The sequence below is a fragment of the Lactobacillus melliventris genome (assembly GCF_042679465.1).
GTDB classification, from domain to species: Bacteria; Bacillota; Bacilli; order Lactobacillales; family Lactobacillaceae; genus Lactobacillus; species Lactobacillus melliventris.
On sequence record NZ_JBHTMT010000006.1, the window covers coordinates 139,388 to 155,182 of the forward strand.

Annotated in this window: 12 protein-coding genes; 10 read left to right on the forward strand and 2 right to left on the reverse strand. The window is 37.2% G+C overall.

Annotated elements, in window-relative coordinates:
* The first annotated feature begins 56 nt into the window (after positions 1-56).
* From ACFQ32_RS07900 to ACFQ32_RS07930, 7 genes are all read left to right on the forward strand, one after another.
* On the forward strand, positions 57-1,361 hold the full coding sequence (locus ACFQ32_RS07900; RefSeq protein ID WP_046324313.1) for an extracellular solute-binding protein: 1,305 nt from the start codon (positions 57-59) through the stop codon (positions 1,359-1,361).
* Positions 1,362-1,497: 136 nt separating this feature from the next.
* A complete protein-coding gene (locus tag ACFQ32_RS07905; protein WP_046324314.1) occupies positions 1,498-2,415 on the forward strand; it encodes a magnesium transporter CorA family protein in 918 nt (305 codons plus the stop codon).
* Positions 2,416-2,429: 14 nt separating this feature from the next.
* The gene (locus ACFQ32_RS07910; RefSeq protein ID WP_046324315.1) at positions 2,430-3,353 is read left to right on the forward strand and encodes a serine hydrolase; all 924 of its coding nucleotides are present in this window, start codon (positions 2,430-2,432) and stop codon (positions 3,351-3,353) included.
* A gap of 161 nt (positions 3,354-3,514) precedes the next feature.
* Entirely contained in the window at positions 3,515-4,102 is a 588-nt protein-coding gene (locus ACFQ32_RS07915) for a TetR/AcrR family transcriptional regulator (protein ID WP_046324316.1), read from the forward strand.
* Positions 4,095-7,127, forward strand: a complete 3,033-nt coding sequence (locus ACFQ32_RS07920) for an MMPL family transporter (protein ID WP_046324317.1) — start codon at positions 4,095-4,097, stop codon at positions 7,125-7,127. Before ACFQ32_RS07915 ends, ACFQ32_RS07920 begins: the two co-directional genes overlap by 8 nt.
* A gap of 318 nt (positions 7,128-7,445) precedes the next feature.
* Complete coding sequence (locus ACFQ32_RS07925) at positions 7,446-9,005, forward strand: ATP-binding cassette domain-containing protein (protein WP_046324318.1); 1,560 nt, start codon at positions 7,446-7,448, stop codon at positions 9,003-9,005.
* A 98-nt stretch (positions 9,006-9,103) separates the two neighbouring features.
* Positions 9,104-10,114 (forward strand): zinc ribbon domain-containing protein, encoded by a 1,011-nt coding sequence (locus ACFQ32_RS07930; RefSeq protein ID WP_046324319.1) that lies wholly within the window; start codon positions 9,104-9,106, stop codon positions 10,112-10,114.
* 83 nt (positions 10,115-10,197) lie between these two features.
* On the opposite strand, the gene ACFQ32_RS07935 is transcribed toward ACFQ32_RS07930, so the two are convergent.
* Together ACFQ32_RS07935 and ACFQ32_RS07940 are read right to left on the reverse strand one after the other, a co-directional pair.
* Positions 10,198-11,574, reverse strand: a complete 1,377-nt coding sequence (locus ACFQ32_RS07935; RefSeq protein ID WP_046324320.1) for an NAD-dependent succinate-semialdehyde dehydrogenase — start codon at positions 11,572-11,574, stop codon at positions 10,198-10,200.
* Positions 11,575-11,693: 119 nt separating this feature from the next.
* Entirely contained in the window at positions 11,694-12,473 is a 780-nt protein-coding gene (locus ACFQ32_RS07940) for an alpha/beta hydrolase (protein ID WP_046324321.1), read from the reverse strand.
* Positions 12,474-12,667: 194 nt separating this feature from the next.
* On the opposite strand from ACFQ32_RS07940, the gene ACFQ32_RS07945 reads away from it, so the two are divergent.
* From ACFQ32_RS07945 to serS, 3 genes are all read left to right on the forward strand, one after another.
* Positions 12,668-13,273, forward strand: coding sequence for a TVP38/TMEM64 family protein (locus ACFQ32_RS07945; RefSeq protein WP_046324322.1), 606 nt, complete (start codon positions 12,668-12,670; stop codon positions 13,271-13,273).
* Positions 13,273-13,815, forward strand: a complete 543-nt coding sequence (locus ACFQ32_RS07950; protein ID WP_046324323.1) for a GNAT family N-acetyltransferase — start codon at positions 13,273-13,275, stop codon at positions 13,813-13,815. The genes ACFQ32_RS07945 and ACFQ32_RS07950 overlap by 1 nt, the downstream gene beginning before the upstream one ends.
* A 320-nt stretch (positions 13,816-14,135) precedes the next feature.
* Positions 14,136-15,443: a serine--tRNA ligase gene (gene serS, locus ACFQ32_RS07955; RefSeq protein WP_046324324.1), complete on the forward strand. Its 1,308-nt coding sequence runs from the start codon at positions 14,136-14,138 to the stop codon at positions 15,441-15,443.
* Positions 15,444-15,795: the final 352 nt, after the last annotated feature.

Here is a 15,795-nt window from a genome sequence, read left to right on the forward strand (position 1 = left end):
ATGCTCACAGTATCACTAGTGAGCGCGTAAAAATGTTCTGGAGGAAAAATAATATTATGAATTTAGGTAAAAAGCTTGCGGCTCTAGCAGTCGCGGGCTTGGCTTTAGTTGGAACTGCTGCTTGTTCAAATAACAGTAATTCGTCGTCATCAAGTTCAAGCAAAATTCCTAAAGTAACTAAGAAAACCACAGTTGTCTTTTGGCACGGGATGCAGGGTGCTCAGGAAAAAACTCTGAAAAGTTTAGCTCAGGACTTTGAGAATAAAAATCCTAAAATTAAGATTAAGCTTGAGCAACAAGGTGATTATGATAATCTGCAATCAAAAATTACTTCAACTTTGCAATCGCCTAAGAATTTGCCAACGATCACTCAGGCATATCCGGGTTGGCTTGAAAGTGCAGCCAAGAATAAGATGCTGGTAGACCTTAAGCCATACATTAATAATAAAGATGTCGGTTGGGGCAGCGTTGCCGCATCAGGCATTAAACAGGATATGTTGAACAGTGCCCAAATTAAAGGCACCCAATATGGTATTCCATTTAACAAGTCAATTGAAGTCTTAATTTATAACCCCAAGATGTTTAAGGAGTATGGTATCGCCAAAGTGCCTACAACTATGAGTGAGGTTAAAAAGGCAGCGCAAACTATTTACCAAAAGAGTAATCACAAGGTAGTTGGTGCCGGCTTTGATGACTTAGACAACTACTACGTTTTAGGAATGAAAAATCAAGGTGAGAATTTCTCCAGTAAAATTGATTTTACCGGTACTAAATCTAGGAAGTTGCTTAACTACTTTATAAATGGAGAAAAGGCAGGCTACTTCAGAATGCCTGGTTCAGATAAATATCTTTATATTCCATTTACCAACCAAAAATTGGCTATGTTTGTGACCTCTTCTTCAACAGAGACTTGGATTAAACAGGCGGCTAAGAAGGGCTTCACTTATGAAGTTGCAGCTCGTCCAAGTAAGTACACCATGTCGCAAGGAACCGATATTTATATGTTCAGCCACGCCAGTGCTATGCAAAAGGCAGCTGCTTTCAAATTTATGAAATACTTGTCTTCTAAAGACGGACAGATTAAATGGGCAAAAGAAACTGGTTATATTCCAGTTAATGAAGCTGCTACTAAGTCTGACGACTATAAGGCAAACAAGGACTTTAAGCTGCCGGCAAAATTAGAGGATATTCTCAACTCCAATTCACTCTACAGCGTTCCTGTAATCAAGGATTCCAGTGCTACATATAGTCAATTGACTCCTATTATGCAATCAATTTTGTCAGCTGCACAAAAGAACCGTAATGTAGAAAAAGCTATTACAACAGGTAAAAACAAATTTGATGCTGCTTGGAAACAATAGTTAAGTGCTAAAATATTAAAAAAACGGGCCGAGGCCTGTTTTTTTATTTGTCGTTTTTCACTTGAATGGTAAGATAATAATGGCATAAGCAAGCTGGTAGTAATATCAACTAAATATAGCGGCCAGGGGTGAAAAAGTGATTAGAGAGCAAAAGTTTCCGGTGGAAACCAATTATAGATGGTATGACATCAGTAATTTGAGTGAAGAGGACAGCAACAAGCTGCAAGTAGATTTTAATTTCACTCCTGATATGATTACATATATTTCAGACAGACATGAACGACCGCACTATGACTATGATACACACACGCATATTAATTTGCTTGTTTACGATGTACCTATTTGGCCTACTAAAGCGATTAAGCATTTTACAGCGCATCCTGTAACTTTTTTAATATCTGGGCAGAACATCTTTACTTTTCATACGCAATCAACCAGCTATGTCTTTGATGAATTCAATGACACTGCCACAAGACGGGAATTATCACTTGCACAAGATGTCACGGAATTATTAATGAAGTTTTTGTTGTATTTATCACAGTATTTTCAACGGGCGGTTACGCAGCTTGATACGGAACGCAACAGTTTGGACCAAAAGCTATCTGGTGATATTAACAATAAAGATTTAGTGGAGCTGTCCAATATTGAAAAAAGTTTGGTGTATTTATCCAGTTCAATTCAGACTAATTTGATGATGTTGCACAGTTTAAAAATGTCTAAACTAGATTTTACTAAGCCCAGTCGTGAACGTCTTGATGATGTCCTGATTGAATCGAATCAGTCAGCAGAAATGGTGAAAATTTCGCAGCAGGTTACGCAAACCTTATCAGCAACTTCCAATAATATGATGAACAATAACTTGAATGATACTATGAAGTTCCTAACTGTTTGGTCTTTGGTTCTAACTGTGCCCACTATCTTAACCGGTTTTTACGGTATGAATGTCAGTCTGCCAGTTGGTCATAGTTCATCTGACTGGATTGCAATCACCGTGATCACCATTTTTCTGATGGTCTGGCTAATTGTATTAATGAAACGACATCATTTCTTTTAAACTGAGGCATTGATATGAAAAACAAAGTTTTGTTAGGCTCATTAATTTCGGCTTTAATTGCTTTTATGTTATATTCTGCTAACCTCAAAAGAGTGGAGAATAGCAGTTTAAAAATTGTTGGCGAAAAGCAAGAGCAGGTTGTGAGAAATAAAAAAGGACAAAAGTCTGTTCGTGAACCCAAAGTTGCTACTGTTGAATATCCTAATCATATTAAAATTGCTTCTGGTAGTGAGAAAAAATGGGCAGAAAGTATTGCCCAGGTAATGGGAAAAGAACAGAGTTATCAGGTTTGCGTTCAAGATCTAACTAATAACAAGTTTGCCCGCGTTTCTAATACTACTCAACATCATGGGGTAAATTCTATTAGCCGTTTATTTTTGCTGATTGCAATGACTTATCAAGAACAACACGGCAAGTCTATTGCCAATAAAGCCATCAAAATAAAAAAAGCTGATCGCGTTAAAGGAGAGAAACTCTTGCAAAAGGGAATTGCTTACAATGCGGCTTATTTAAAGCAATTAATGATGCAAGGCGACCAAACAGCCGCTAATGCCCTTCTTCGTACTGTTAACTCCAAAAAGGTAAATGCAGTTATTAAAAAAACAGGTGTTAAGGATACAGCAATAAAAAATAAATATTCTAAGTCACCGGCTGCTTTAACTACTGCCAATGATTTAAATAAAGTCATGGTGAGTCTTTATCATGATCAAATTTTAAGCAGACAATATTCCAATCAGGTTTTGGGAACGCTAAACGCTGCTAAAATTAAGCCCAAGATTGTCCGTGATCATAAAGGTCTGATATATGCCATCGGTGACAGTAAAGCAAACGTAGCGCTGGTCCAATCTAATGGCAATGCCTACTGTGTCAGTGTGTGGAGTAGTAATGATCATAATTTTGCTAAATTAGGTAAAGTAGTTGATGGCTTTTTTAAATAACAATATTGATGCGAGCTTTAATAATTCTTTAACTTTTAAGTCCCGTTAACTTCAGTTTGGGGGCTTTTTTGTTTTTTGAAAAATAATTTACACCTTGTAGATTGTATTCTTCACATTGTAGTGCTATATTATTCACTATGCTGTCAAAAGGAGGGGTGAAAATGATTAAAAAAAGAAGCCTTGATTTAGATAAGGTGATTGCGAAGGCGACGGAGCTGATTGGACGAAAAGGACTTTCCGCGACCACTCTGCCGAACCTAGCTAAGGAGTTAGGCGTTCGTTCGCAGTCACTCTATCACTATGTTTCAGGTCGAAAGCAATTGTTGTCGCTTGTAGGTGCAAGCAGAATTAAAATTTTAGGTAAAAAATTAGTTGATAATTTGATTGGAATTTCAGGTGAAGAGGCTTTACTTAAATTTGCTGATATCGTCCGCGACTTTATTCTGGATGATCCCGCATTAATTAGTATTCTTTATCATTTGAACGAATACCAAAAAGACGATGCTATTACTCAAGAAATTTTAAAGATAATAGCTTTGGCTGACAAACTAAATTTAAGAAGTGACAGCACGGTTTCACTCCATTCCTTAATTGGAGCAGTATTAGGATACGTTTTTTTAGATGTATCAGATTCTTTTACAGAAGAAACTAGTGAAGAGGCTGACCAGGGTTATCATGAATTAATTATTCAATTGGTTCAGCCCAATAAATTATTGCAAAAAAATAGAAAGGAAAATCAGAGTGCATAAACTAGTAAAAAATCATATTTTCTCGTTAATTGCATGGATCTTAATTTTAATCATTTCTGTTGTGGCTTTGCCGGACGTTACAGGGTTAACCCGTGAGCACTCAAATATTTCCTTACCGTCAGATGTTCAAAGTGAAGTTGCAAAGTCAATTCAAAATGACTGGGGTCCTAAACAAAAGGATACCTATCAAATTGCCGTAGTCTTTAATAAGCAAAAAGGCAAATTGACTGCTGATGATAAAGATGCCATTAACGAAACGGTTAGCAGATTAAAAGATGATCAGGATCAGTACGGTATCAAAATGGTATTGGGTCCAGACGATAATATTGCTACTAAGAAAAAGCTGCAATCAAAGGATAATACTACTTGGATAATGCAGTTAAACGTGGCCAAAAAGCACGGACCGATTAATGATGTTGAATCACAGCTAACTAAAGCAGTTAAAACAGCCGGCATTAGAACCTATGTCACTGGTGCAGATGTTTTACAAAATGCCTTTTCAAATGCAATTCAAGAAGGAATCAAGAAAACAGAAGTAATAACTGTTATCTTTATTTTCATCGTGTTAGTGATTGTCTTCAGGTCACCAATTGTGCCTTTGATCTCATTATTAACAGTTGGCGTTTCCTTTATTACATCATTTGCGATTGTTACTAACTTGGTTAAATACCAGAACTTCCCATTTTCTAACTTTACACAGGTCTTTATGATTATTGTCCTGTTCGGTATTGGAACAGACTATAACATTCTCTTGTATGATAAATTTAAAGAAGATCTGGGTAAGGGAATGGGTCGCTACGAAGCGATGAACAGTGCCTTGAAGGTGGCTGGTAAAACAATTCTTTATTCCGGTTCTTCCATTTTAATTGGTTTCTCGGCTTTGAGCCTGGCTAACTTCTCAATTTACCAGTCAGCTGTGGGCGTTGCAGTCGGTGTTGCTGTTTTATTAATAGTACTCTTGACCCTCAACCCGTTCTTCATGGCTGTTTTGGGCGAAAAAATGTTCTGGCCGGTAAAGAAATTTACTGGTGAACATGAAGATAAATTGTGGCATGGTATTTCAAAGGGTACACTTGCCCACCCAATTATTTACTTAATTGTGTTAGCAGTAGTTGTCCTTCCCTTTGGTCTGATGTACACCGGTCATTTGAATTATGATGATACGGATGAGATTGATAACAGTGTGCCGGCTAAAGCGGGGATGCTCGTTGTTGAAGATCACTTTTCAAAAGGAATGGCCGAGCCATCAACTCTTTATATTAAGAGTGATCACAAACTTGATAATGAAGCCGACCTACGTCTAATTGATCAATTAACCAGACAGCTTCAGGCATCAGATGATGTAGCATTTGTTACCTCTGTTACCCAGCCATACGGAGAAAGCATTGATCAACTTTACGTTAAAAATCAGCTGGACACTGTCAATCAAGGAGTTGATCAGGCACGTGCCGGTTTAGGCAAATTAAGCAGTGCAAGTAAAAAACTAACTGCAGGTGCAAGTAAATTAGCGGATGGTACTGGTCAACTGCAAAGTGGTACTGGCAAGTTAGCTGACGGTGCCAGTCAATTGCAAAGCGGAACTGGCAGACTGCAAAATGGAGCCAGCCAATTGCAAAATGGTACTGGTCAACTGCAAGGCGGCGCCAGTCGCCTGCAAAATGGCACAGAGCAAATGACTAGTGGCTTAAACCAATTAAATTCGCAACTTGCAAGTGGTAGTGCCGGTATTGCGAATGCACAGAAGAATACCAAGGCTGCTTTAGAAAAGAGTTATAAAGCTAATTTAGCTAAGAGTATTGGCAGTATTCCGGGCTTAACCCAGCAGCAAAAAATGGCTGCCATGCAAGCTGCAGGAGCTGCTTTAGAAAAATCTTGGGCAGAAGCTTCCGCCTCAATGCCAGATGTATCTGGTCAAATGGGTCAGCTGCAATCCGGTGTCGGCAGGTTAGCTACTGCTTCTGGCCAGTTAAACAATGGGGCTGCTACTTTGAATGGTGGCATTGGTCAGCTTAATTCTAGTGCTGGTCAATTAAGCTCGGGTATTGGTCAAGTTAACTCTAGTACTGGTCAATTGAGTTCTGGTATCGGCCAACTGAATTCTAGCGTTGGTCAACTGAACTCTGGCGCCGGCAAGCTGGCTGCAAGCACACCTAAAATTACTGCTGGTGTGGATCAAGTAAATAACGGACTTGGTCAAGGAGCCGCTTACCTTAATGGCTTAGCTAGTTCTTCTGCTGCAGATACTTTCTATATTCCACAAGAATTTATCAAAAACGATACTTTCCAAACTTCGATTAAGAATTATTTGAGCCCTGACAAGAAGTCAGCCATGCTGATGATTGTCTTCAAGTCAAACCCAAGTAGTCTTAAAGCAACCAAGAAGGCGCAGGATCTGAGCTTAATGGCTAAAAAGTCTTTTGCAGGTACTCGTCTTAAAAAAGCCACAGTAGCAATGGGTGGCGAAAGTTCTAACATCGCTGACATTAAGGATATTGCCAACAGGGACTTTATTAGAACTGCTGCCATTATGCTGATTGGTATTGGTATTGCCTTAATTTTTGTCACTCGTTCACTTTTGCAACCTGTTTACATCTTGGGTACGCTTTTAATTGCTTACTTCTGCTCATTATCAATTACAGAGTGGGTAGTCAAAGCTACTTTAGGCAAAACTATGCTAACTTGGAACACACCGTTCTTTGGCTTTATCATGTTAATTGCCTTGGGTGTTGATTACAGTATCTTCTTGATGACACGCTACCGTGAACTTGAAAACGGCAGCCCGAGTCAAAGGATGCTTAAAGCGTGTGGTATAATTGGAACTGTGGTAGTTTCAGCTGCCATTATCTTAGGTGGTACATTTGCCGCATTAATTCCTTCAGGAATACCGACTCTGATTGAAGTTGCATTGGCAGTGATTATTGGTTTGCTAATTCTAGTATTTATTATGCCGATTACCTTGTCAGCTGCAGTCAAGTTGACTTATGAAGGTGTTCATTGGCGCAAGAATAAACGTGCTAAAAATTAAGCAAAATTAATTAAATGGTTGAAATTCTCATTTAGAGAGTTTCAGCCTTTTTTGTTCAAACCAATTTTTTAATCCATTTACAAATGTTAATTAGTTATAGTATACTGTTTTTAATTAAATTTTAAGTAGAAAGCAAGGAATACTGGCATGTCAAGACAAGTAAATAATCAATAAGCTCTAGTTGTAGTTTTAAATCAATCACCACTTTTAATTTTTAACTCAACGTAGAGCGATCATAATTTATCAGGTAGAGTAATTTTAGCTGCTTATAATTGCGGTCTTACTTTACTAATTACGCGTATACATTGAGGTGTTATAGTGGAATTAATTAAAATAGATTATTTACAAATTGATGTAGCAGCTGCTAAACTGCTGACTGTCTCAAATTTGAGCATCAATTCTAGACAAAAAATTGGTTTAATTGGTAACAATGGTGCTGGTAAAACCACTTTAATGAAGATTCTGGCTCAAGAAAAATTGCCGGATTTATTTACTATTAAAGGTGCAGTTATTAACAATTGTAATTTTGCTTATGTGCCGCAATTGCTTGATGCTGGTGATAAGAGTGGCGGGCAAAGAGAGAAATTAGCTCTCAGTAGGGCCGTTGCCAAATTGAAAAATCTGCCTAAGGGCTTGCTGCTTTTGGACGAACCCACATCTAATTTGGATATTACGCAGCAACAATGGCTAATAAAGTTAATAAACAAAAGCAAAATTGCCTGTTTAATTGTCAGCCATGACCAGAACTTTTTGAATAGTGTTTGTAATTCAATCTGGTATATTCAAAATCAAGAACTGCACAATTACTCAGGAACATATGAAGAGTTTCGCAGTTTTAGGCAAGATGAACAAAAACGAGCAGAAACGATTTATGAGCAAAAGGAAAAGCACCTTGAGCAGTTAAAGAGAAGTTATAATCAGCATTTTAATCGGGCCAGAACCTTTGCTCGTAACAAAAAAGGACTTTCTTCATCAGATTGGCGGTCAAAGTCGCTGGGAAAACAAAAAACTGCAAATAATGTTATTAGAGCCAGTAAAAGTCTTGCTAACCGCATCAATAAGGAAAAAGGAGAACTAAAAAAACCGCCAGTTTATCATGCAATTACCCTGAAAAATGGCAATAATGGGATAAGTGATCTGTCTATTTCTGCGAAAAGCAAGGCATTACGGCTAAAGAAACAACCGCTCAATGCTTATGGGCAACAGTTATTTAACCTTACGCAGGAAGTAAATCTTGCTTATGGTTCAAAAGTAGTTTTAACTGGGCAAAATGGTGTTGGCAAGACCGCTTTTCTAGAACAAGTTAAGGATAGGAAGCTGCATGGTTTTTATAATCCGCAATTAAAAATAGGTTATTTTAACCAAAACATAGTTGCGAGCCAAACAGATAAAACTTTATTTGATTCTCTTTTTGCCACCAGTATCTTTACTGATAGTTCGACTATGCAGGTCTTGGGCGATTTGCATTTGCGCCAATATGGCGAGCACAAAATAAGTGATCTTAGTGGTGGCCAGCTTGTGTGTTTCAATTTAGCAAAAATAATTACTGGACAATATAATTTATTGCTGCTTGATGAACCCACAAACTTTTTAGATATTGCCTCTATTAATGCACTGGCGGAATTTGTGAGAGATTATCCGTTTGCTATGATACTGGTGTCACACGATCAGGCATTTATTAGACAACTCAAAGTAAAAAAATGGCAAATCAAAAACAAACAATTAATAACTTCCGCAGCACAAAAAAAGAAGCCGCTAAGAAGCAATAATAATGAATTAGAATTGCTCAAATTTAAACTGGATCGATTAATGCTTGATTCGCAGGCTTCAATTGCTGAAATAAAGCAGGTTAAAGAACAAATTCAAAAATTACAGTAAAAAAATATTGTATTAAAATAACGATAAAGACATTTTCCTTATCGCTATTTTTGTTTTATGATTAACGTATTATAATTATTGATTAAAGGAAGCTTCTCATGACTACTTGTCCAAACTGTGGTCGTCCCATTACTGATGTGGATGTTACCTGTCCTAATTGCCACTTTGATTTACAAAAATATCGTGAAACTTTTTTCACAGACCAACACGAAAAAGCTCATTTTGAAGACGAAAAAACCGCTAAAAAAATTGCCAGTCGTAAAGTGTACCGGCAAGAATTTTATCCGGAAAAACAAAATTCAGTTATTGAGCGCATGCTGCAATGGATTCACGTTAACAGCATGATTGTTTTTCTGTTGGGAATTGTACTATTAATTATTATGAGTTTTTCCCGCAGTTTTGGCTGGATTTGCTTTTTTGCATTGCTCGTTTGGCTCTATTTTGTTTGTAGTCGTGCAGAAAAGATAGAGCGCTATACTGTGGATCTGCGATTAACACAAAAAGTAAATCAACTTGGGTCTAATATGTTTAATAATGTGGCTGAGTCTAAAGAAAAAGTTAAAGCGAAAAGCAGATTGGCCCAAAACGGTAATAGACATAAGGAGAACATTCAGGTAAACAAGCATTTTACCTTTGTCCAGCTTTTAGTCGTTTTACTAGCAGTTATAAACTTGATAGTTTTATTTACTGGATCGGGCGCATCTGTCTTAGATATGACTTACGGTCAAAAAATGTCAATTACACGAGTCACTTTCGGGCTTGCTGGCAGACTTTTTTCTTCCAATGCCACGTTGCTTTCTGGAGTTGTGCTTTGTGTAATTTGGCTAGTCATGGTTCTGATTCCGTTATTTATTATATACAATACTATGAGGGATACTAAAAAGAATAGGACAATTGCATTTATCCTTTCTCTAATTGAAACTGTGTTTCTCATTTACCTTATATATAGAATGTCTAATAGCACACTGTCAAACCGGGGAATTTTACACAGTATCACCAGTCAGCTACTCTTATATGCGGTCTCAATTGGTGCGTCAACATATTTCTTGATTTTGGCCAGCGTAATGACTACGGGAGTAACAGGGTACAATCTGTTACGTCACCGATAAAAAATGACAACTAAAAAGCTGATGAATTAACGTCTAACAAAGACGCTATTCATCAGCTTTTTTAATTTATGCTCTTATACTGATTATTTTGTCGGCATAGAAATTACTAAATGCTGGTTGACAAAAGCCATCAAACCTAGGTCACTAAGTTCACGACCATAGCCTGATTTCTTGACACCACCGAATGGTAACTCAGCAGAACTGATCCATGTGCCGTTGATTACTGTCATACCAGTTTCAATTTGTGCAGCTACATTTTGTGCACGTTTAATGTCGGAACTGATAACAGAAGAACCTAGACCGTAGCTGGAATCGTTAGCTAAAGCAATAGCAGCATCTTCATCTTCTACTTCGTAAACGATAGCAACTGGGCCAAAGAACTCTTGGTCAAAGGCAGGATTATCACGATCAACATTGGTTAGAATGGTTGGACGGAAGAAGGCACCATCTGAATCAATTTCAGGATATTGGTAGAACACTTTTGCTCCTGCTGCAATAGCACCATCTACTTGTTTAGTCAGTTTTTCCTTAGCAGCTTGTGAATTCATTGGCGGCAAGGTAGTAGCTGGATCAAGCGGATCGCCTGCTTTTAAGCCAGAAAAGACCTGCTTTAATTCCTGCAATGTTTCTTCATAACGCGACTTAACAACAATAATCCGTTTGGAAGAAGTGCATACCTGACCGTCGTTATAGGTTCTGGCTGAACTAAGAGCCTGCTTCAAAACTTCAGGATCAGCGTCATCAAGAATGATGAAGGCATCATTACCTCCAAGTTCCATAGTCGATTTCTTCAGATTTTTACCCGCATTTTCTGCAACAGAAGAACCACCACGTTCTGAACCGGTTAGAGCTACTCCTTGAATTCTTGGATCTGCAATCATTTGGTCCAGCTGATCATAACTTGGATACATATTAATCAGACTGCCTTCGGGTGCTCCAGCCTGTTTAATAATTTTAGCAATCAAAGCTGCAGAGCCAGGAACATTGTGGGCGTGCTTCAGAATGATAGGATTACCAACAATAAAGTTAGGTGCAAATACTCTGATTACTTGATAAAGTGGGAAATTCCAAGGCTCACATGCCATTACCACACCTGTAGCCTGCTTTAAGTAATATGCATCACCTAATTGAGAATCAATTGGTTCAGGTTTCAGCAATTCGGGACCCTTGTCAGCAAAGTAATCACAAATAGAGGCGCAAAGATCAACTTCACCTTCAGATTCGCCAATCATTTTACCCATTTCACGGGTCATGATTTCAGCCATTTCTTTTTTATGCTCGCGCAAACCATCAGCAATTTTGTGCAATGTTGCTGTTCGAGTCTCAGGCCCTTCATGACGCCATTTTTGGTAAAGTGCGTTAGTTAAATTTAGTGCATCTTCTATTTGTTCAGCTGTCGGGTTGTCGTAGCTGGCAAAATTTTCATTAGTGTAAGGATTAATAGATTGATATTTAGCCATAATGTTATCTCCTTAAAAATATTTGTAGGATAAGCTTATCAATAAAATAAAACGTTTTCATCAATTATTATATCACATACAAAATATTTTACTAATAATTAGTAAGTAAATAATAAAAATTATTTTATTGCTTGCAAAAGATAATTTAATGAACATTCTAAATATTGATTAGCGTAAGACATCGCGTGTTTGGTGCCAGATATTATTTTTAAGTCAACCGCGTGATTATTTTGTGCTAAATAGCTAACAAAATCGAGTAAGTATGGGATAGGCGATAGCTCATCGGCAGAATTAATCATTAATAACTGGTGTAAATTGGTGTAATCATAAGATTTAGCATCCATCTTTTTTAATGTTTCTTCATTTTCTGAGCCTGCATAAGCCAAAGTAAAATATTTATAAAAAGCATTATTGATATCATGTAAATCAGATAAGCCCAGTTCTTTACGACCATCAACTGATGCTTTGACATCCTGATGGTCTTTCATCCAGGTTGAATAACTGACAGGAGCCGACCAAGTAACAGTAGGGAAGCCATATTTACCTGCAATATTAAGTGCCATTGTACCACCACTGCTGGCACCGATTTGGGTAATGTTGGGCTTTTTATTATTCACAAAGTCAGTTTTTAACAGCCATTCAACAAAATTAATGCTGTCTTGGTGCGCAAGCGGAAAAAGATGTTGCGGTGCAAGGGAATAATTAGGTACAAAAACTGTAAAGCCTTGGTCAGCAATTTTACTACATAAGGCTTTGAAGCTGCTTTTGTCGCCGCGAAACCAGCCACCGCCATGCCAAAACAATAATATATCATTCGAATTATTGTTATCTGGTTGATAAATATCTGTTTGCAATTTTCTTGGTTTATCATAAGTAACGTCAGTGATAATTTGGGTCATTAAGTTCTCCTCCAAAAATTATATTGTTAGTATCTATTATACTTTAACTGAAAGCTGTACTTGCTTTAAAACTAGCTTCCTTTTATTTTTAAAAGCAAAATATTTAATTTATTTAAATATTAGTATTTAATGAATTAAAAAGTAATCACGCTGCATATTTTTTGGTAAAATGAGGCTTAAATTGGAGGTAAGTTATGCATCTGTCTGCTAAAGCTAGTCGAAGATTAATCAATATTCTGACCGTTGTCAGTGGGATTATCATTATTCTTTTGTGTATTTATTGGTACAAAATGGGAATATTTACTAGTCAAGCTAAAATGAAAGCATATTTGGCTAATAAGAGAATAATCGGACCAATTATTTTTGTTTTAATCCAAATAATTCAGGTTGTTATTCCTATTATTCCTGGCGGGGTCTCACTTCTGGGAGGAGTTATCTTCTTTGGACCAGTAGCCGGATTTATTTATAACTACGTGGGAATCTGTGTTGGTTCGATTATTAACTTCTTTTTAGCGCGCTTTTATGGCAGACCGTTTATTCTCCATATTGTTTCTGAAAAAACTCTTGATAAATATATGAAGTGGACTAAAAATCAGCGTAAATTTAACTGGTTTTTTGCGATCTGTATTGTTGCACCAATGGCGCCAGATGATGTTCTCTGTCTTTTAGCTGGTTTAACCGATATGAAGTTCTGGACTTATTTTTGGATAATTATCTTAGGTAAGCCTTGGACTATTCTTGCTTATAGCTTTGCACTTGATTTCGGCATGGACTGGTTGCTCAAACTGGTTGGTCACTAATGGTCAGTCGCGTTTATTTACGGCCATTTAATCTAGCCGATGCACCAACTTTACTTAAATGGGGCCAAGATGAATATTATCAGCGTCTAGCCGGCTTTGGTCATTATCAAAATTTAGCAGAAGCTGAAGTTGCTGCAGGACAGTATGCTGCCAGAAAATATAGTTATGGCATTTGTTTGAGTAATTCGCAGCAGTTAATTGGCTTAGTTGAACTATATAATAGGGGAACTAACGAAGAAGAACTGCTGCATACTAAAGAAGTTGGCTTTTTGCTTGATAAAGATTTTTCCGGTCACGGGTATATGACGGAATCTTTAAAAATACTTTTTGACTATGCCTTCAAAAAGCTTGATCAGTCGGAAATTTGGGCTGGGACTTATCAAAATAATACCCGTTCACAAAATTTACTTGCTCGTTTAGGCTTTAAGCTGGTTTATTCGGTTGATATGAGTAAAGTAAGTAGTCTTTTTGAATATCAAGAGGATTTTTTCTTGTTGAAAAAATCAGGTTGGCTTGATCTTGAGCAAAAACTTAAATTTTGAAAGAAACCTTTTTACTAAAAAATTGTAAAAAACATTAAAACTTATTTGCTAAAAAATGCATAATAGCTTAAAATAATATCCAAACACGGAATCCTAAGACTGATTAAGAGAGTTCGCATAGTGGTGTAAGCGAATAGAAGTCGTTTCCAGATTCCATTTATGTGGGTAATTAATAGTTACACGGCACGCGGCATCGTTATCGCCGACTTAATGAAGTGCAGCTAAATTTAGCTGAAACTGGGTGGTACCGCGAAGCCATGTATAAGCCAATTCGTCCCAATTTGATGGGATGAGTTGGCTTTTTTTGTGGAGGTAAAAAGATGCTGGATATTAAGGTGATTCGCGAGAATCTTGATTGGGCCAAGGATAAACTTGGCAGACGTGGCGTTAAGCCGGAGGAATTGGATCAATTAGTCAAAATTGACGCTGATCGACGTGAAGAATTAAATCGTAGCGAGCAGTTAAAAGCAGAGCGCAATACGGTTTCAAAAGAAATTGCTGAAATAAAAAGAAATAAAGAAGATGCTTCTGCTGCAGTTCAAAAAATGCGTGATGTTGGACAGGAAATTAAGGAACTTGATGATAAGGTTGCCAAATTAACTGAAAAGCAAAATTATATTTTGTTGAGACTGCCTAACTTTCCTGATGATTCTGATCCAATCGGACCCGATGAAAGTTATAATGAAGAAGTTCGTAAATGGCATGAACCAACTAAACTAGCTTTCAAGCCTAAAGCACACTGGGAGATTGGTACAGATTTGGATATCCTGGATTGGGACAGAGGTGCCAAAGTTTCAGGTGCGCGTTTCGTCTATTATAAAGGTGCTGGTGCCTTGCTTGAACGAGCTGTTTTTAACTTTTTCCTTGATGAAAACACCAAGGAAGGATATACCGAAATAATTCCGCCATATCTAGTTAATGATGAATCAATGCAAGGTACAGGACAATTCCCTAAGTTCCGCGAAGATGTTTATACCATCGTTGACAATGATAATCCGGACAAGCCCAGGGATCTAACTTTGATTCCTACTGCAGAAGTACCGCTTGTTAACTATTTCCGTGATGAAATTATTCATGGTGACAAGCTGCCGATCAATGTTACTGCATTATCTCCAGCATTTAGAAGTGAAGCTGGTTCAGCTGGACGTGATACTCGTGGCTTAATTAGAATGCATGAGTTTAGAAAAGTCGAAATGGTTAAGATTTGTAAGCAGGAAGATTCATGGGATGAATTAGAAAAACTGACTCATAACGCTGAACATTTACTGCAAATACTAGATTTGCCATATCATGTAGTTGCTTTATCTACTGGGGATGCCAGTTTTACTAGTGCTAAAACTTATGATCTGGAAGTTTGGATGCCGGCTCAAGATAAATATCGTGAAATTTCTAGTTGTTCGAACTGTACTGACTTCCAGGCTCGTCGTGCACAAATTCGTTACCGAGACGAAGATGGTAAACTGCATTTAGCACATACTCTTAACGGCTCAGGTTTGGCTGTTGGCAGAACTGTTGCCGCAATTTTAGAAAACTATCAAAATGAAGATGGCACAGTCACTGTACCAGAAGTTTTGGTTCCTTATATGAACGGAATGACAAAAATTACTAAAGAAGAAACTCTAATTTAGAGAAACAATTATTTTTTGCGTGAGTTTAATAAACTTGCGCTTTTTTTGTAAAAAATTTTGCTGTCATATCTATTAAAAATGATTAAATTACGAATAATTAGCAAATTGGTCTAGTCATAAAAACGAAAAATTGCAGTATCAGATATTAGACAAAACTAATTTGATTGCGAATTTACTTAAATAACGAACAAAATGATTAATTTGACGAATGAAGATAAAAAGAGTAAGGTATTACTTGTGTTTGAGCGAGTTACAGCAAATAACAAGTTCAAAACAAATCAAGCAAAAGCAGTTGACAAAAGTCAATTGTTTTAGTAAGATAATAAACGCTGTCCGGTAAGACGGCAAAATT